The following is a 16,802-nucleotide window of genomic DNA, read 5'->3' on the forward strand; positions in this document are numbered from 1 at the left end:
TCATTTGGAGGTACTATCATGACAAAATGTAGAATTGATATATTTCGACTGGAAGGCCTCGACTGCGCCGACTGTGCGGCCAAACTTGAGAAAAGGCTGGCTGCGGCTGCCGGGGTGGAAAGCGTAAAAATTAATTTCGGCGCTTCCAAAATGACGGTGGCGCACAGCACCCGGGTGGAAAGTATCATCCGCCTGGTCAATCAAGCAGGCTACAAGGCCGAACTTGAAAATCCGGGCGCCCAACCGGGCCGTCAAAACAAGTGGTGGAAAAATAAAAAGATACTTTTAACTTTTATTTCGGGTGTTTTTTTAAACGCGGGATTTTTATCATCATTGCTGATCGCCCGCGAAGAATGGACGATTATCCTTTACCTGGCGGCCATAATTTCCGGCGGGTATTATACCGGTAAAAACGCCTTGTGCTCCGTAAAGTCAAAAAGTATAGATATGAATGTCCTTATGAGTATCGCCGCCATCGGCGCCGTAGCCATCGGAGAGTGGGGGGAAGGCGCCACAGCGATGTTCCTGTTTTCCCTGGGCAATGCTCTGCAAGCCCTGAGCATGGAAAAAACTAGAAGTTCGATCAGGGCGCTGATGGAATATTCACCAAACAAAGCATTAACCAGAAGGAACGGCAGGGAATTTGAACTTCCCGTTGAGGATATCGTAGTAGGCGACATCATTATCGTTAAACCGGGCGAAAGGATAGCAATGGACGGCGAGGTGGTCAAGGGGTTTTCCATGGTCAACCAGGCCCCGATAACCGGTGAATCCATCCCGGTGCCAAAATCGCCCGGAGCCGAAGTTTACGCCGGCACCTTCAACGAGGAGGGGTCGCTGGAAATCAGAGTAACCAGGCTGGTCCGGAACAACACTCTGTCCAAAATCATCAGCATGGTGGAAGAAGCCCAGGCACGGCGGGCCCCCTCCCAACAATTCGTGGACATGTTTGCCAGGTTTTATACACCGGTGGTTATTACCCTGGCTCTTGCCGTTGCCATCGTCCCTCCACTGGCCATGGGACTGCCGTATCCAACCTGGCTGGAGAAAGGATTAATTTTACTGGTTATCGCCTGCCCCTGCGCACTGGTCATATCCACACCGGTGTCCATAGTTTCGGCCATCGGCAGCGCCGCCAGGCGGGGTATATTGATCAAAGGCGGGGCCTACCTGGAAAAAGCCGGCTCCGTAAATGTTGTGGCATTTGATAAAACAGGTACGTTAACCAGCGGCAATCTTGAGGTAATGGACGTTATCCCTTTAAACGGCCACGCGGAAAAAGACGTGCTGAGCATCGCCGCGGCAATAGAATATCGTTCACAACATCATTTGGCCCGCGCCATTATTCGCCGGGCCGAGCTGGCGGGTGCGTCTCCACTGCAAAGCTGTAATTTTAAAGCGATTACCGGTCTGGGAGCCAGTGCCGTAATAAATGGAAGCACTCATTACATTGGCGCTTTAAAGTTATTCGAGGATCTGCATGTTAACACCGGCGATGCGGCCAAAATGATCAAAAGGTTGCATCAATCGGGAAAATCCTCAGTGCTTGTGGGCACGAAAGAAAAAATCATGGGCATTATCGCCGTGGCGGACCAGCCGCGTTTAAACAGCCCGGTAGTAATAAGTAACTTGCGCGCCGCGGGCATCCGGAAAATGATCATGCTCACCGGAGACAATCCCGAAACCGCCGGGGCTATCGCTGAACAGCTGGGAATCGACGATTTTAAGGCCGAGTTGCTCCCCGGGGATAAGTTGAGAATCATTGAAGAACTGCAGGCCGAGTACGGTATGGTGGCCATGGTGGGTGACGGTGTCAACGACGCGCCGGCACTGGCCAGGGCGGATATCGGCATCGCCATGGGAGGTACCGGCACCGATACCGCTCTGGAAACGGCGGACATCGTGCTCATGTCCGATGACCTGGCCAAGTTACCTTACGCTATGCAATTAAGCAGGCGAACATTAAGCATCATCAAACAAAATATCACATTTTCCCTACTGGTCAAGGCCATATTCATCCTGGGCACTTTCATGGGTATTACCAACCTGTGGATGGCGGTGTTTGCCGATACCGGGGCTTCCTTGCTGGTGATCGCAAACGGCATGCGCTTAATGCTGGTCAAAGAAGAAGGGATATCTCTTCTTAAGGCCGGGAATAAAAAACAAAAATTTTGCTTCAATGAGATCTAACCGGCTTAACCCCCTCAGGGCGAGGGGGTTTTTTTGGCAAATATTAATCATCATCAAACTGATATAAAATACAGTGCCCGGTCAAAAATAACAAGTAAAGGAGGCGAAACGATATGCAATTATCTCCCGGCGAACGATCGCTCCTGGCTTACTTTCCTTCGATTAATGCAGCCCGCGCGGCGGCGGACGAGTTAAAGAGCGCGGGATTTGAGCATGTCCAGGTGGACCGCGTCAGCAGGTTTGGCCTAAATAATGACGCCGAAATAAACAATCCCATCATGGGCCGCGCCGAAACCATAACCGGTCTTACTCTTTATTCGGCAGGCACGGACAGCCTTATTGACAGTGACACCAGAGTATTAAAGGCAGCCGACCCCTCTGTGAGCGGTTACGGGGACCATAATTATGGAATTGCCGGGGGCAAGGCATTTTTGGTCACCGTGGTTACCAAGAATGAATTTGCCGGCCGGGCCGAGGAAATAATTAAGAAAAACGGGGGCACCCTGTAACCGGAGGGACGATAACATGGAACGATGGCAACGAAGCCTTGCGGCAAACAAGCGGCAAGCACAAGACGAGATGACCATACTTTCACCGGAGGAGTTAAATGTTCTGAAGTCTGGATATGTCGACGCTTTCGATGATGCACTGGAGGTTCTCGAAAGCGCCCGGCATGTCAAACCGCCCGATATTAATACCTGAGGCGACCGTCCACTCGCTAAACGGCCGCCTTTTTTTCTTTCTTTAAAAGTTAAACTTGCCGTTCCGCCGGTGCCGCGTTGCGCCGGTTGCGGTTACAAAACCTGTTAAGCAGGTTTGCTTGTATTTTTAGTTTAATTTGGTTACAATGGTAAAGGGTAATTCGGGATTGCCATTTTGATTGGAGGGCTTTATTTGAAACGCGTGGTCAGTGTGAGCCTGGGTTCCTCCAAGAGGGATCACCGGGTACAGGTGGAACTGCTGGGTGAGCAGTTTGAAATCAGCCGACTTGGTATGGATGGAGATTTTGACAAGGCCCTGGCCAAGTTAAAGGAACTTGATGGCCGGGTTGACGCCATCGGTCTGGGCGGAATAGATGTGTATGTATACGCAGGTAAAAAAAAATACGCCTTTCGAGACGGTCTCAAGCTTATGGAAGCTGTCAAAAAAACTCCGGTGGTGGACGGAAGCGGCCTGAAAAATACCCTGGAGCGGGAAACGGTAAAATATTTATTGAAAGAAACCGGTTTAATTAAGAAAGGTACCAGGGTCCTGATGGTCAGCGCGGTGGACAGGTTCGGCATGGCGGAGGCCTTTGTGGAGGCGGAATGCGATGTAACTTTCGGCGACTTGATTTTTGCCGCCGGAATTCCGTACCCGATTAAGACCCTGGAAGAATTGGAGGAAATAGCGGACAAGTTGTTGCCCGAAATGACCAAGCTACCTTTTCATATGCTTTACCCGACGGGCAAAAAGCAAGAGTCCCGGGACGAGGAAAAGGCCAAGAAATACGCTCAATATTACCGTGACGCGGAAATCATAGCCGGCGATTTTCATTTTATTAAGCGATATATGCCGGATACCCTTAACGGTCAAATAATTATTACAAACACCACTACCACCTCCGACGTGGAATTGTTAAAGGAAAAGGGAGCCACCAAACTGGTCACAACCACCCCGGTCTATGACGGGCGATCTTTCGGCACCAACGTAATCGAAGGGGTAATGGTGGCAATCCTGGGCAAACCATGGGAGCAAATTAACCCGGAGGATTATCTGGGCTTGATTAAAAAATTAAGCTTTCAGCCGCGCATTATAGAAATGGCGAGTTAGTTGACCTCATATCATTACATGGAGGACATTTATGGCCACACATAAAGAGATCACCAATAGCTTGCTTGCTTTTCAGGAAGGATACAACAAAAATAAAAAGCTAAAAATAATGAACCGGGACTGGAACCGGGTAATTTTAATCAAAGCAACGGATGTGGAGTCCGAGCACACTTTGAAACTTGAGGACGGGGAATTATCCGTAAAAGAAGGTGCGCCGGAGGACCCTGACCTGGTAGTAACCTCGGACAGCGAAACATTGGCCGATCTCTTCTACGGCGACATTACCCCCACGGAACCTTATATGAACGGTACCCTTGTTTTGAAGGGTTCCGAGGATGATATTGTACGACTGGACTTTATTTCCCTGATGATCTGGGGCGAGTAAGTTGGCACTGAAAAAAGTTCTTACCCTTAGAACAGTAGTTGCTACCAGCGCAGGTCTCACGCTGTCCAGCTCCACATTCATAGCGGCGGTGCAGGTGGCTGGATTTCTTGCCGGCGACGCCGCATGGCTGGCCATTTTGACCGGCGGGTTGCTGTGTATCACAGCCGCCCTTTGTTTTAGTGAATTAAATGGACTTATCCCTTCGGCGGCGGGTATCCGCCTGTACTACAGCCGGGCATTCAACGACCACCTGGCCCTTGTTGTTTCGTTGCTCTACATGGCGGTAATCCTGGGCGTAATCGGAGCCGAAAGTTACGTGCTGTCCGAAATACTACACGAAGCTATTCCTCTGATCCCACCGATGGCCTGGATCCTGGTCATGTTTTCCGTTGTAACGGGGATGAATATCATTGGAATTAAAATCGCCGGTTGGTTCCAGGATGCCATTACCTACGGTATGATGCTGTCATTAACCGTGTTGGCCTTAATGGCCCTGGCCAAAGTGGATTTTCACTTAACAGCCCCTCTGGTCACGGGCGGCACGGCAAACTTCGTCAACGCGGTGGCTGTGGGCGTGTTTTTATTTGTCGGATTTGAATGGGTCACGCCCCTGGCGGAGGAAGTAACCCACAGCAAGCTAATTTCCCGGGGCATGCTGCTGGCCATAGGGATTTTAAGCGTAACTTACGCTTTTTTTACCACGGCCATGACGGCGCTGGTGCCACGGGAAGTACTGGCTAACTCGCCCACCCCTCATTTAATTTTCGCGCGCACTTTGCTGGGCGACGCCGGGGTACCAATTATGCTGGCACTGACGCTGGCCGCCTCCATCACCACATTTAACGCGGGCCTGATCAGCATATCCCGTTTTGTCTACGCTTCGGCCCGTGAACACGTGTTGCCCGCGGTGTTCAGCAAGGTAAGCATGCGCTTTTTCACCCCGTGGGTGGCGGTGATCAGCATTTTCATCTTGGGTGTGGTAATTTCCACCATAGTATTGATCACCCATCGTTACCTGACCCTGGTGAACATGGCGGCGGCCATGGAAAGTATCATTTACGTGCTGGCCGGCATCTCCGTAATTCTATTGCGCAAAAAAATGCCCGACGCCAAGCGACCTTACCGCGTCAGGGGAGGATACGTCATTCCGGGAATCAGCGCGGTGGTCTTTTCCGTCCTGGCGATCGCCATCTTTATTACCTTTCCACGGGTATTCATTTGCCTGGCCCTGGGCATTTTACTCAGCAGCTTGTATGTAAATCACGTAGTGCCGGTATTAAAGCGACGCCACCAGCAAAAAAAGGCTGCCGCCAGGCGCAGGCGCCCGGTCGCCAGCGCGGAAAAGGCGGGAGATTAATCACTGACATCGCCCGGCATCCCGTAGCAATAAGCGGCTATGCCGGTTTTTTATATACCCGTCCGGCTACGGGCGATTCCAGCAGCATTAATGATTACAGGCCCAGCAAGCGGTATACATCAGCGTTTACCGAATTATCCCCGGACAATCCCCGGCTTTTACGAAATGCTATTACGGCCCGCTCCATGCCGCCACCCCAGATGCCGTCTATCGGCCCGTCATAAAAACCAAGCCTTTTCAGCCGAATTTGTACCTCCATCACGTCTCCGCCCCGCTCATCCCGTCGCATGGTGCGAAACTCGTCGGATTGGTATTTGAACGGGTTGCCGGTGATGATCACTTTTGTACCGGGTTTGGCCCAGGGGTAAATTTCTTCAACGTGCCTGTTGTTCATGCGAATACAGCCATGACTGGCATAACTGCCGATGGAATAAGGCTTATTGGTGCCGTGGATGCCATATATTCCCCAGGGTACGGTTAACCCGATCCAGCGGGTCCCAAAACCGGTGCCCCAGTTCATGGCCCGGTGCAGCACCTTGAAGTTGCCGATGGGGGTGGGCGTTTCATGTTTACCCACAGCCACGGGATATTGTTTATATGGTTCGCCGTCCGACATCACCGTTAAAACCCGCCTGCTGGTATCAATGAGAATACTGACCTCCCCCGGCGGCGGGGGAGTTTTGTTCTCCGATACCACATCCCGCCCCTGTATGGCAGGTTCTTGCGGGGCCAACACCCGTTGTTGTTCTTCCATCAGCCGGCAATATGGACACCCCGAAACTGCAGCGGCGAGTCCGGCGTGCAACAATGTAACCATGAAAATACCAGTAGTTAATAAAATATATTTGGCCGTCTTAACTCCTAGCATTTTTTCCCTCCCGGCATAAATTCCTGTATATTTTTCCCCTAAAGCGAAATTGTATTTTGGTATTTTTTTGTCATAAACGTATAACCCCGGTCATAAACATGAATAGGACAAACCGTAGGGGGTGAGCTGTTGAAAGCGGTAGTTAAATTTTTTATTTACCTGGGATTGATTGCGGTGGCCCTGTATACATCGGGATGCCTTTATGATCATAAACCCGCCCCCGGCGGTAATGGTGAAAATCAACACAAAGGGGTAACAGCTCCAGAACAACCGGCGGTTCTTGAACAGAAAAATACAGATCGGGAATATGTTAAACTAAATAATAGCACCAACAATAATGTTCAACCTGAGATAAAAGAAAAAACCAGCGTCGTGCTATATTTTGATAACGGAAAAGGCAGCCTGTCTGCCGAGCGCAGGGAAATCCCCAAGGTTCCCGGTATTGCCAGGCAAACTGTTTATGAACTTTGCCGGGGTCCGCTCAATCATGCGCTGTTTCCCACTCTGCCGAAAAATACGAAACTGCTCGACATCAATATCAAGGACGGTTTATGCACGGTAAACTTCAGCCGGGAATTGATCACCGCGCACAGTGGCGGTTCGGGTGCCGAAAACTTAACGGTTTATTCCATTGTTAATACTCTGACCCAGTTCAATAGTGTGGAACGGGTCCAGATCCTGGTCGAGGGCAAGAAAGTGGAAACGATAGCCGGCCATCTCGATGTCAGTTCTCCACTGGAGAGAGATAATGAACTTATCAGCTCTATATAACAAAATAACCCCATATTTATTTAATATGGGGCTCGTATAAGTGGCGACGTGTCTATCGCTACTTTATTTTTTTCCGGCGCTAGTCTTTATTTACTGCCAGTTCACCGGCCGGAATTCAAAATGGGGCTGTTGATAGGTCGAGGTATATGCCGGAATGTAATCATCCGTAACATCAACTACAACGATGTTGTTCTCACGAATAGAGCGCAGGATGTCCAGGATGGTCTTAACGTCCCCGTATTCCATTTCCGGGGTTACCGAAATCATCTCCTTACCGGTCATGGCGTTGTACAAATTCAGTAACTCATTGTAATAGCCCCGCTGCGGGCGGTAGGGAATCTGCTCCGAACCGCCATCGTTATAGGCTACGTTAATAGTGCCGCAATCCCTTTCCTCCAGGTAAATCATGCCTCTGGTGCAGAATATACGCAGCCCGATCTGAGGCCGCTGCGGTTCCTTGCCTGCGCAATAAAAGGAAAATTGACCGGTAACGCCGCTCTTAAATGATAAATTGACGTTAACCACTGCATAAGGTGAAAAATCATCCTTCTGGGGCACTCCAAATGCCTGCAACCGGTCGATGGCTCCGAAAATATGTCTCAGCGCCGCTATATCATGCACCCCCATGTCCATGATGGCGCCGCCCTGAAAAACGGGGTGCTGGCGCCATTCCGTCCGGGCGAAGTTGTTTTTCAACATATCCTCCGGGAAACACGTCACCCTGTTCTGAATGAAATAAACCACGTCACCCACTTTTTTTTGCCTCACCATGTCCCGGATCATATTAATTTCCTCGTTATAACGATAATTTTCCGCGATCATGATCGGCACCCCATAACGGCGGGGCAATTCGGCATGTGCCCTGGCCTGTTCATAAGTAGCCGCCAGCGGTTTTTCACAAATAATGGCCCTGTTCGGCTGGTTGGCAATGGTTCTGGCTACATCTTCAGTGACCCGGTAATTATGCTCAATGGGCACCATGATATCGAACACATTAATGTCGCCGCGCCACAACATCGGGCGGTAATCGGTATAAACAGAGTCGCCGCTCAGCCCCAAACGTTCCGCCCAAGGCCTCGTTTTCTCCGGGTCGGGATCACATAGAGCCACGATTTCATATTTATCGGATAATTCCTGATAAGCTGGGTAGTGCAGACGTTCAAAGGCCATGCCGGTACCGATAATCCCGACTTTCAACTTTTCCATGTCAGATCCCTCCAGCTACGAAGTTATTTTATTTTGTGACCAATCACGATAAACTATCCGCAAAATTTATGTTTCGGGGAACTTTTTGTTAATAAAACGCGTCATTGTATTAAAAATGCAGGAAAATGTTTTAGTTGGCAAATATGGTATTTTAATGGAAAAAAGGTTTTTATTATAACTTGTCGAATAATTAACCATATCAGATTAAAAAGGGGAAATAAGGAGACGCGGACCATGCACAGGCGAGAAAAATGGAAACAAAAATTATTAAGAGGAATGACTGTTTTTTTACTTACCACCGCCGGTTTTCTGATACTGCCCTCCACTGCGCCCGCTGCCACCCGGGTTGTGGTAACCGGGGATACGGTAAACGTACGAAGTGGCCCGGCCACAACCAATAATATCGTGGCCAAAGTAAAGAAAAACGACCAGTTTACTGTGCTTGATGCGCGCGGTGACTGGTACAAGATCAGCGTCAACGGCGTTAATGGATGGATCGCGGGTTGGCTGGTACGGGCCGAAAAACTACCGGACAAGCAGGCCACCATCACGGCAACCACGGTCAACGTCCGCTCCGGGCCCGGCACATCTTACGGTATCGTCTCCAAAGTGTACAAGGGTGGCAAGTATAACGTCACGCAAACAAGCGGCCAGTGGCTCAAAATCAGCCTGCCCAACGGCCAATCGGGTTGGATTGCAGGCTGGCTGGCCTCCGTCAGTGAAGTGGAGGCAAAGGCGGAGCCCGCCAACTCCGCGCCGCCGGCGCAAAATCAAACCCCAACCAACACGTCCAAAGTTAAGGAGGCCACTATCACGGCATCTACGGTCAACGTCCGTTCCGGACCCGGCACATCTTACGGTATCGTCTCCAAAGTGTACAAGGGTGGCAAGTATAACGTCACGCAAACAAGCGGCCAGTGGCTCAAAATCAGCCTGCCCAACAGCCAATCGGGTTGGATTGCAGGCTGGCTGGCCTCCGTCAGCGAAGTGGAGGCAAAGGCGGAGCCCGCCAACTCCGCGCCGCCGGCGCAAAACCCGCCGTCGGGAAACCTGATGGCCGTTGTCAACGGAGATAATGTGAATGTAAGAGGTGGGCCGGGAACCAGCCACGGCGTGTTGAGTCAGGTCAGTAGAGGCCAGAGACTGGGCGTTCTGGATCGCACCGGTGACTGGTACAAGGTCAGGTTGGACGGAGGCGTGATCGGCTGGGTTGCCGGCTGGTTGATTAACGTGGAACAGGCGGAAGCGTCTCCGGCACCCGGCGACCCGCCCGTGGAAACAGGGGATACCGACCGGAGTGATCGACAACAACCGGGAGAGCCGGTGAAGCTGGAGAAAATTGAAGTAAACAATAAAAACGGCCATACCCTGGTTACTCTTAAAGCCAGCGGTGAGCTGAACTATGACATGTTTCTCATCACCAATCCCGAGCGGCTGGTGGTGGACCTGAAAAACATAGAACCCGGCGACCTGCCGGAGACAATACCGGTGGGCACGGAAGTGGTTAACCAGATCAGAACAGGCTGGTTCAGCAAGGAACCACCAGTATTACGGGTCGTGTTTGATCTCAAGGGGGCAGTTGTCAGCCTGGACAAGCTTTCCGAAGACCGGAGGCAATTGGACCTGGATATATATATACCCGCGATCGGCAGCTTCCTGCAAGGGCGCGTGATCGCAATCGACCCGGGCCACGGCGGTAAAGACCCCGGCGCCATTGGCCCCACCGGGCTGCAGGAAAAAGACGTTACGCTGGACATCGCGCTGAAGCTGGCTCAAATGCTTACCGAAAGTGGCGCCAGAGTCGTGCTTACCAGAACGGACGACAGGTTTATCGATCTTTATGAACGTACTGCCATAGCCGAAGCAAACGGGGCCGAAGTGTTTTTAAGCATCCATATCAACGCCAATTCCAACCCAAATGCTAACGGGATCAGTACTTATTACCGGCGTGATTACGGAGATTTGGCCCCGGGCGTGAATCAAGCCGACAACCGACGTCTGGCCGGTGCCATCCAAACGGAAATCCTCCGGGCGCTGGGCAGGCGTAGCCTGGGAGTGTTGCAGGCCAACTTTGTAGTGTTACGCACATCCCCGGTCCCGGCGGCCCTGGCCGAAATAGCATTCATTTCCAACCCGGAAGAGGAACAAATGCTGCGCCAGGAAAACGTACGCATCAAGGTCGCCGAAGCGCTGGCCCGGGGGCTCAACAATTACTTCTCACCTGCAAATTAATTGATCAACAGGAACCGGTACCGGTTCCTTTCTTGTGTCCGGCTGCAAACTGGTGGTACAATATGCCATGGGTAAAAAACTTGATCTAAATAACATCTTTATTACACATAATAACCCCGATCCCCAAAAAACCGTAGCCCCGGGGTGCTGCTGCCCCGGGCCGGTCGAACTGAAACGGAAAATAACAGGAGCTGATGTGATGCGCTTGACAATACTAGGTTGCTGGGCTCCTTACCCCCGCCCCGGAGGCGCTTGTTCCGGCTACCTCATGCGGTGCGGGAAAACTTCACTGATGCTGGACGCGGGCAACGGTAGTTTTGCCGAGCTGACACGGCATATTGATTTTAGCTTCCTGTCAGGCCTAGTAATAACCCATTTTCATCCCGACCATTACGTGGACGTGTTTTGCCTGAGACACGCCGTGGAAGGCGCCAGGCGCGAGGGGAAAATGAATGAACCGGTCAAGCTTTTTATTCCGCCCGCGCCGGAAGAAATATATCGTAAACTGGCCGGGTATACCGGGGCTTTTGACGTGGTAAATATAGATGAACTGCCCGTGACCGGTGAAATACCCGGCTTGCAAGCCAGGAAGGTCCGGCTGGGGGACACTACATTATATTTTGCACCTACCACCCATTCGTTGCCCGGGTACTCGGTAGTGGCAAGACACGGCAACAAAACAGTATGTTATTCCGGCGATACGGCCGCAGGTGAGGAGATCAAAAAAGCGGCAAACGGTGCTGATTTGTTTATCTGTGAAGCCAGCGGCATGAACAAGGATGCAGCATTTCTCGCGGGGGTACATATGACGGCGGGGCAGGCAGGTTCGCTGGCCCGCGAGGCCGGCGCAGGCAGGCTTGTCATCACGCATTTCTGGCCCGAGTACGATATCAATATCTTACTGGCCGAATCGGGCGAAGGTTTCGAGGGTGCAGTCGAACCCGCCGTCCAAGGCAAAACATTTACAGTTTAATTAAAATCAGGAGGATAATTATGAATAGAATCGATGGCAGAAAAAATAACGAAATGCGTCCGGTTAAAATTACCAGAGGGGTAAATAAATATGCAGAGGGTTCCGTGTTAATTGAAGTGGGAGACACCAGGGTTATCTGCACCGCCACGGTGGAAGATCGCCTGCCCAACTGGCGTAAGCTGGAAGGCAAGGGGGGTTGGGTCACCGCCGAATACGGCATGCTGCCCAGGAGCACCGGCACCCGCATGATGCGTGATGCCACTCGCGGCAAAGTAAACGGTCGCAGCCTGGAAATCCAGCGATTGATCGGGCGTGCCCTTCGCTCCGTCACGGACCTGGAGGTGCTGGGCGAGCGGACCATTACCCTGGATTGCGATGTGCTCCAGGCGGATGGCGGCACCCGCACGGCATCAATTACCGGCGCTTATGTCGCTCTCGCCGATGCATTAAAATTATTGCTTGAAAACGGATTGATCGAGAAATTTCCCCTGCGTGATTTCGTGGCCGCAACCAGCGTAGGTCGCGTGAACGGAGAAATTATCCTCGACCTTTGTTACGAGGAGGATTCTGCCGCCGAAGTAGATATGAACGTAGTCATGACCGGAAACGGCAAATTCGTGGAAATTCAGGGAACCGGTGAAGAAGCATCCTTCAGCAGGGAAGAGGCGGACCGCTTGCTGAACCTGGCCCGTGACGGTATAATGGCGCTGGTGGAATATCAGAAGCAGGTCTTGGGTCCATTGCCGTTTATAACGGGAGGCTGCCAATGATGAGGCTGGTGCTGGCCACCCACAACGAGGGTAAGGTTAGGGAACTTCAGGAATTACTGGCATCAACCGGGTTTGAGGTGGTTTCGCTGGCGCGCTACCCCCATGTGCCCGAAGTGGTGGAAGATGGTGAAACCTTCCGTGATAATGCCATAAAAAAAGCGCGCGAAGTTTCGGCCGCGGTGGGAGAAATTACCCTGGCCGACGATTCCGGCCTGGAAGTAGACTACCTGAACGGCGCGCCGGGGGTACACTCGGCCCGTTTTGCCGGGGAAGGCCACGATGATGCTGCCAACAACAAAAAGCTCCTGCGGCTGCTGGAGGGGGTGTCCTGGGAAAAAAGAACGGCCAGGTTTCGCTGCGTAGTAGCGGTAGCAACCCCCGATGGTCGAGTGGCAACGGCCGAAGGAACGTGTGAGGGAATCATTTCCACTGAACCGCGGGGAGAAAATGGTTTTGGATATGATCCACTCTTTTTTGTTCCGGAATATGGCAAAACTTTTGCAGAATTGAACAGCGAAGAAAAAAACGCCATTAGTCACCGGGGTCGTGCATTGAACAATGCCAGGAAGATCCTGGACAACCTGATTGCCGGCTAACCTGTCCCGGTTATATAATCAGATTACTACCCCGGTATCGGGGAGGTTCAACCATGCGCATAGTTGTTTTCAGCGATACCCACGGCTCGATCAACCGCGCGTTAACTGCCGTTAATAAAATAGGTAAATTCGATGCCCTGATCCACGCGGGAGACCACTACAGCGACGCCGGACGTCTCGCATCCCTTTTGAAAATACCCGCTTATGCCGTGGCGGGCAACTGCGATACGCTGCGTAGCGGGCCCGAAGAATTGATTATCACCCCCAAAGGCTGTAAAATATATATTACCCACGGCCACCTGTTTCGGGCCAAGGACACTTTACAGCCACTGTTTTACCGGGCACGGGAAATAAACGCCAACGTGGTGGTTTTCGGGCACACTCACGTGCCGCTCAGCATTAGGGAGGAAAGTATCCTGCTGTTTAATCCCGGCAGCACGACGCGACCGGTTGGCGGATTTAAAGCCGGTTTTGGTATCCTCACAATTAGTGATGATAACGTGGAAGCGGAATTAATCTCAATTTAGAAAATCATATTTAATCAATTTACATTCTTTTGACCTAAAATTACATTTTGACTACCGGCAAACTTTTTAGTATAATGTTTATGTTCGCTTAAATAGAATAGTCTCCCAATACAACGGGCGGGTGTAGCTCAATGGTAGAGCCCTGGCCTTCCAAGCCAGTCGCGTGGGTTCGATTCCCATCACCCGCTCCATATTTATCTCCCGGTAGCTCAGCTGGACAGAGCAACGGACTTCTAATCCGTGGGTCGGGGGTTCGAATCCCTCCCGGGAGGCCATCAGCAAGCAGCCAAACTTTTTGGGGTTTGGCCTTTAATTTGGGACAATGCGGGCGTGGCGGAACGGCAGACGCGCTGGACTTAGGATCCAGTGGGGCACACCCGTGGGGGTTCAAATCCCTTCGCCCGCACCAAGAAAAAGTTTGACGGCATTTAGACATTTGCCTAAATATACCCTTTTTAAGTGCAATCCGGTGTGTCTAAAACAAGCCCGTCAAACACAACGGATTATCCCCCTTCGCAAAATCCATGAAGGGGGTTTTTATTTTATGGCAAAGTTGTTCGTTTGGAGAAACATTTACCCGACGCATGGCAAGACGCCATGCAAGACTTTCTTTACTGGAAGCAAGCACAAGGTGAAACCGCTTCCACATAAGATTTTTGGAACAGCTATTTGCCGGGTAAGGGTTATCATATCATCCGGCTTTTTCAACGCCGTTTTAAGACGGGTTAAATTCTTCCGCTGATTTTATCTATCACGGGATTAACCCCCCTTAAAAAGCCTTTAAATGGCTCTAAGGCAATACCTAAAACTACGGCCAAAAGCAGGGAAAATAAACCACTGTTTCCAGTAAACCCCCTTCGTCAAAACCATTATTATGACTTTTTAATTTCCATGTAATTTTTTTCTTTTCTTTTATTACTTAATAATATATAATAATTACGCTACCAATAAATATACTTATTTAAATTTTAGCGAAACTAGTATTAAGTGTGAGCGAACAGTGGAATTTAAAATTTCTGTTTTCAAAGTATTTAATCTTTTTATATGACAACATTTTTATTTTGGTATCATCTTTACAAATAGCGTAAAGTGTTTTATGTTTTAACCATTAGTATTTTAAGATATATAATAAAGTTTAAGCTTTATTATTTTCAGAAATATAGCTCAAATTGAGCTTTATATACCTTAAAAGTTAATATTTGTTTTTGAAATATAGTTTACTTATAAATCAAGGGGGAGGCTGGAGTATGGGGTTTATTAATGCCGAAAAAAGGAACTTCTTTAATGAGGTCAGAGAAAGAAGCGGGCAACCGATAGAATTGTGTTACCAATGCCAGAAATGTGCTTCCGGTTGTATAGCTACCCAGTATGCTGATTATTATCCGAATGAAATTATCCGCATGCTGCAATTTGGTCAGATAGACCGGGTTTTAAATTGTTCAAGCATCTGGATATGCTCCAGCTGTGAAACCTGCGGAGCAAGGTGCCCCAATGGGATCAATGTCGCCGAAGTAATGGATGCCTTAAAGGAAATGGCCATTGCCAGGGGTATAATCAAGGAAAAGAAAATCAATTTATTCCACAACGTTTTTTTGAATTCCGTCCGTTCGCACGGGCGTGTGCACGAAGGCTCAATGATGGCCATTTACAAATTAAAGAGCGGCGATTTAATGTCCGACCTGGACATAGGCTGGCAAATGTTTAAAAAAGGCAAAATGCCTTTATTACCACACCGCATCAAGGCCAGGGGCAAACTGAAAAATATATTTAATAAGACAAGTTCGAACTCATATCATTCCACCGTGAAACCGGGGGTTGATCCGGGCGGCAAAGCCGGCGATAAAGGATTAATTGCCTACAGGCCCCAGGATGAGTGTAAAAGTTAAGTAAAAAATTGATCAGTAATTCAAATCAAATATGGAGTAATATAATAATGATTTAACTGCAAAAACACCACAGCGGCAGGCGATCCGGCGGATTTCTGGAGTGAGTGGAACACTGGATGCGGTCCTTAGCCCGTCATATCCCAAGAGTCATGACCCCTTAGGGCGTGAAGAAGTAGTTAGGCAGTGAGTTGCAAGCGTTAACTACAAGCTTCATCGTCCTTAAGAGTAAAATTGTGAAACGAACGAATGAAACCGCCGGAGCGCCAGATACAAGTAACGGTTTTTGCAGCGAAATCAATAATTATTTAGCTGAGTGGAGGAAAGGGGTAGCATAAATTGAAACTTTCCTATTTTCCGGGATGTTCTCTGGGATCAACCGCTAAAGAATACGATTTATCGGCGCGCGCCGTTTGCCGGGCCCTGGGGCTTGAGCTTGTCGAACTGAAGGATTGGGTTTGCTGCGGGGCCACCTCCGCCCATAGTACAAATCACCTGCTGTCCATTGCTCTGCCTTCGCGTAACCTTGCGCTGGCGCAAGAAGCGGGAATGGATTTGGCGATTCCGTGTTCGGCATGTTACAGCCGGGTAAAAAAAGCCGATTATACAATGCGCAATAATGAAGCAATGCGCAAGGAAATAGAGGATATAGTCGAATTCAATTATAACGGTAAAGTAAATGTGTATTCACTGATTGAGGCACTGGTTAACAATATAGGGGTTGATGCCATCGGCAAGAGCGTTAAGAAACCTCTCACGGGGCTTAAAGTTGTTTGTTTCTACGGGTGTCTGCTGGTCAGGCCGCCGGAAGTTACCCGGTTTGACAACAGCGAAAATCCCGTCAGCCTGGATAAAGTGGTTAAAGCCCTTGGCGCCGAGGCCATACCCTGGTCGTACAAAACCGATTGCTGCGGCGCCAACCTCGGTTTGACATCCAGTGAAGTGGTACAAGGAATGGTGGGCCGGTTACTGGAAGCCGCGCAGGAAGCGGGAGCCATGGCTATTGTCACCGCCTGCCCGCTCTGTCAATCTAATCTTGAAATGCGCCGCAAGCAACGCGGCACCGATCTTCCCGCCTTTTATTTTACGGAGCTTATCGGCATGGCCCTGGATTTGCCCGAATGGAAAAAGTGGTTAAACCTGCATTTAATTGATCCCTGGCCGCTGTTGCGTTCATTATCCCTGGCGGGCTAATTCTGGCAAATGGAGGTCTGGATTGACATTGAAAAATA

General features: G+C 50.1%; 16 protein-coding genes and 3 tRNA genes. 17 read left to right on the top strand and 2 right to left on the bottom strand.

The window, feature by feature from the left end; translation table 11 throughout:
• The first annotated feature begins 18 nt into the window (after positions 1-18).
• The 6 genes from IT084_RS09010 to IT084_RS09035 all read left to right on the top strand — a co-directional run bounded on the left by IT084_RS09010 (position 19) and on the right by IT084_RS09035 (position 5,744).
• Positions 19-2,190 (top strand): cation-translocating P-type ATPase, encoded by a 2,172-nt coding sequence (locus tag IT084_RS09010; protein WP_195712524.1) that lies wholly within the window; start codon positions 19-21, stop codon positions 2,188-2,190.
• A gap of 113 nt (positions 2,191-2,303) precedes the next feature.
• On the top strand, positions 2,304-2,699 hold the full coding sequence (locus tag IT084_RS09015; protein WP_195712525.1) for a hypothetical protein: 396 nt from the start codon (positions 2,304-2,306) through the stop codon (positions 2,697-2,699).
• A 16-nt stretch (positions 2,700-2,715) separates the two neighbouring features.
• Positions 2,716-2,892, top strand: coding sequence for a hypothetical protein (locus tag IT084_RS09020; protein WP_195712526.1), 177 nt, complete (start codon positions 2,716-2,718; stop codon positions 2,890-2,892).
• 192 nt (positions 2,893-3,084) lie between these two features.
• A complete protein-coding gene (locus IT084_RS09025; protein ID WP_195712527.1) occupies positions 3,085-4,002 on the top strand; it encodes a quinate 5-dehydrogenase in 918 nt (305 codons plus the stop codon).
• A gap of 31 nt (positions 4,003-4,033) precedes the next feature.
• Positions 4,034-4,387: an SCP2 sterol-binding domain-containing protein gene (locus tag IT084_RS09030; protein WP_195712528.1), complete on the top strand. Its 354-nt coding sequence runs from the start codon at positions 4,034-4,036 to the stop codon at positions 4,385-4,387.
• Between the two features lies 1 nt (position 4,388).
• Positions 4,389-5,744, top strand: a complete 1,356-nt coding sequence (locus IT084_RS09035) for an APC family permease (RefSeq protein WP_195712529.1) — start codon at positions 4,389-4,391, stop codon at positions 5,742-5,744.
• 94 nt (positions 5,745-5,838) lie between these two features.
• Here IT084_RS09035 and IT084_RS09040 read toward each other — a convergent pair whose 3' ends face one another.
• Positions 5,839-6,612 (bottom strand): L,D-transpeptidase family protein, encoded by a 774-nt coding sequence (locus IT084_RS09040; protein WP_243276869.1) that lies wholly within the window; start codon positions 6,610-6,612, stop codon positions 5,839-5,841.
• A gap of 129 nt (positions 6,613-6,741) precedes the next feature.
• Between IT084_RS09040 and IT084_RS09045 the strand changes: the two genes are divergently transcribed.
• Positions 6,742-7,383, top strand: a complete 642-nt coding sequence (locus IT084_RS09045; RefSeq protein WP_195712530.1) for a GerMN domain-containing protein — start codon at positions 6,742-6,744, stop codon at positions 7,381-7,383.
• A 90-nt stretch (positions 7,384-7,473) separates the two neighbouring features.
• Here the strand turns inward: IT084_RS09045 and IT084_RS09050 are convergent, their stop codons facing one another.
• Entirely contained in the window at positions 7,474-8,589 is a 1,116-nt protein-coding gene (locus tag IT084_RS09050) for a Gfo/Idh/MocA family protein (RefSeq protein WP_195712531.1), read from the bottom strand.
• Between the two features lie 234 nt (positions 8,590-8,823).
• Between IT084_RS09050 and IT084_RS09055 the strand changes: the two genes are divergently transcribed.
• The 10 genes from IT084_RS09055 to IT084_RS09100 all read left to right on the top strand — a co-directional run bounded on the left by IT084_RS09055 (position 8,824) and on the right by IT084_RS09100 (position 16,764).
• On the top strand, positions 8,824-10,821 hold the full coding sequence (locus IT084_RS09055) for an N-acetylmuramoyl-L-alanine amidase (RefSeq protein WP_195712532.1): 1,998 nt from the start codon (positions 8,824-8,826) through the stop codon (positions 10,819-10,821).
• A gap of 67 nt (positions 10,822-10,888) precedes the next feature.
• Positions 10,889-11,794 carry an MBL fold metallo-hydrolase gene (locus tag IT084_RS09060; protein ID WP_243276870.1) on the top strand — a complete coding sequence of 302 codons (906 nt, stop codon included), beginning with the start codon at positions 10,889-10,891 and terminating at the stop codon, positions 11,792-11,794.
• Between the two features lie 20 nt (positions 11,795-11,814).
• Positions 11,815-12,564, top strand: coding sequence for a ribonuclease PH (gene rph / locus IT084_RS09065; protein ID WP_195712533.1), 750 nt, complete (start codon positions 11,815-11,817; stop codon positions 12,562-12,564).
• Positions 12,564-13,160, top strand: coding sequence for an XTP/dITP diphosphatase (locus tag IT084_RS09070; protein ID WP_195712585.1), 597 nt, complete (start codon positions 12,564-12,566; stop codon positions 13,158-13,160). The genes rph and IT084_RS09070 overlap by 1 nt, the downstream gene beginning before the upstream one ends.
• A gap of 53 nt (positions 13,161-13,213) precedes the next feature.
• On the top strand, positions 13,214-13,687 hold the full coding sequence (locus IT084_RS09075; RefSeq protein WP_195712534.1) for a metallophosphoesterase: 474 nt from the start codon (positions 13,214-13,216) through the stop codon (positions 13,685-13,687).
• Between the two features lie 117 nt (positions 13,688-13,804).
• Positions 13,805-13,878, top strand: a tRNA-Gly gene (locus tag IT084_RS09080).
• A 7-nt stretch (positions 13,879-13,885) separates the two neighbouring features.
• Positions 13,886-13,962: transfer RNA gene (locus tag IT084_RS09085), tRNA-Arg, on the top strand.
• Between the two features lie 49 nt (positions 13,963-14,011).
• A tRNA-Leu gene (locus tag IT084_RS09090) sits at positions 14,012-14,096 on the top strand.
• A gap of 838 nt (positions 14,097-14,934) precedes the next feature.
• A complete protein-coding gene (locus IT084_RS09095) occupies positions 14,935-15,573 on the top strand; it encodes a 4Fe-4S dicluster domain-containing protein (RefSeq protein ID WP_195712535.1) in 639 nt (212 codons plus the stop codon).
• A gap of 336 nt (positions 15,574-15,909) precedes the next feature.
• The gene (locus IT084_RS09100) at positions 15,910-16,764 is read left to right on the top strand and encodes a CoB--CoM heterodisulfide reductase iron-sulfur subunit B family protein (protein WP_195712536.1); all 855 of its coding nucleotides are present in this window, start codon (positions 15,910-15,912) and stop codon (positions 16,762-16,764) included.
• Positions 16,765-16,802 lie beyond the last annotated feature (38 nt).

The organism is Desulfallas sp. Bu1-1 (assembly GCF_015594625.1).
GTDB lineage: Bacteria > Bacillota > Desulfotomaculia > Desulfotomaculales > Desulfallaceae > JADNRQ01.

Bases quoted from the DNA above. Each gene is read 5' to 3' on its own strand.
- IT084_RS09010 (WP_195712524.1), top strand. From the start codon at position 19: ATGACAAAATGTAGAATTGATATATTTCGACTGGAAGGCCTCGACTGC.
- IT084_RS09015 (WP_195712525.1), top strand. From the start codon at position 2,304: ATGCAATTATCTCCCGGCGAACGATCGCTCCTGGCTTACTTTCCTTCG.
- IT084_RS09020 (WP_195712526.1), top strand. From the start codon at position 2,716: ATGGAACGATGGCAACGAAGCCTTGCGGCAAACAAGCGGCAAGCACAA.
- IT084_RS09030 (WP_195712528.1), top strand. From the start codon at position 4,034: ATGGCCACACATAAAGAGATCACCAATAGCTTGCTTGCTTTTCAGGAA.
- IT084_RS09040 (WP_243276869.1), bottom strand. From the start codon at position 6,612: ATGCTAGGAGTTAAGACGGCCAAATATATTTTATTAACTACTGGTATT.
- IT084_RS09050 (WP_195712531.1), bottom strand. From the start codon at position 8,589: ATGGAAAAGTTGAAAGTCGGGATTATCGGTACCGGCATGGCCTTTGAA.
- IT084_RS09055 (WP_195712532.1), top strand. From the start codon at position 8,824: ATGCACAGGCGAGAAAAATGGAAACAAAAATTATTAAGAGGAATGACT.
- IT084_RS09060 (WP_243276870.1), top strand. From the start codon at position 10,889: ATGGGTAAAAAACTTGATCTAAATAACATCTTTATTACACATAATAAC.
- rph (WP_195712533.1), top strand. From the start codon at position 11,815: ATGAATAGAATCGATGGCAGAAAAAATAACGAAATGCGTCCGGTTAAA.
- IT084_RS09070 (WP_195712585.1), top strand. From the start codon at position 12,564: ATGAGGCTGGTGCTGGCCACCCACAACGAGGGTAAGGTTAGGGAACTT.
- IT084_RS09075 (WP_195712534.1), top strand. From the start codon at position 13,214: ATGCGCATAGTTGTTTTCAGCGATACCCACGGCTCGATCAACCGCGCG.
- IT084_RS09095 (WP_195712535.1), top strand. From the start codon at position 14,935: ATGGGGTTTATTAATGCCGAAAAAAGGAACTTCTTTAATGAGGTCAGA.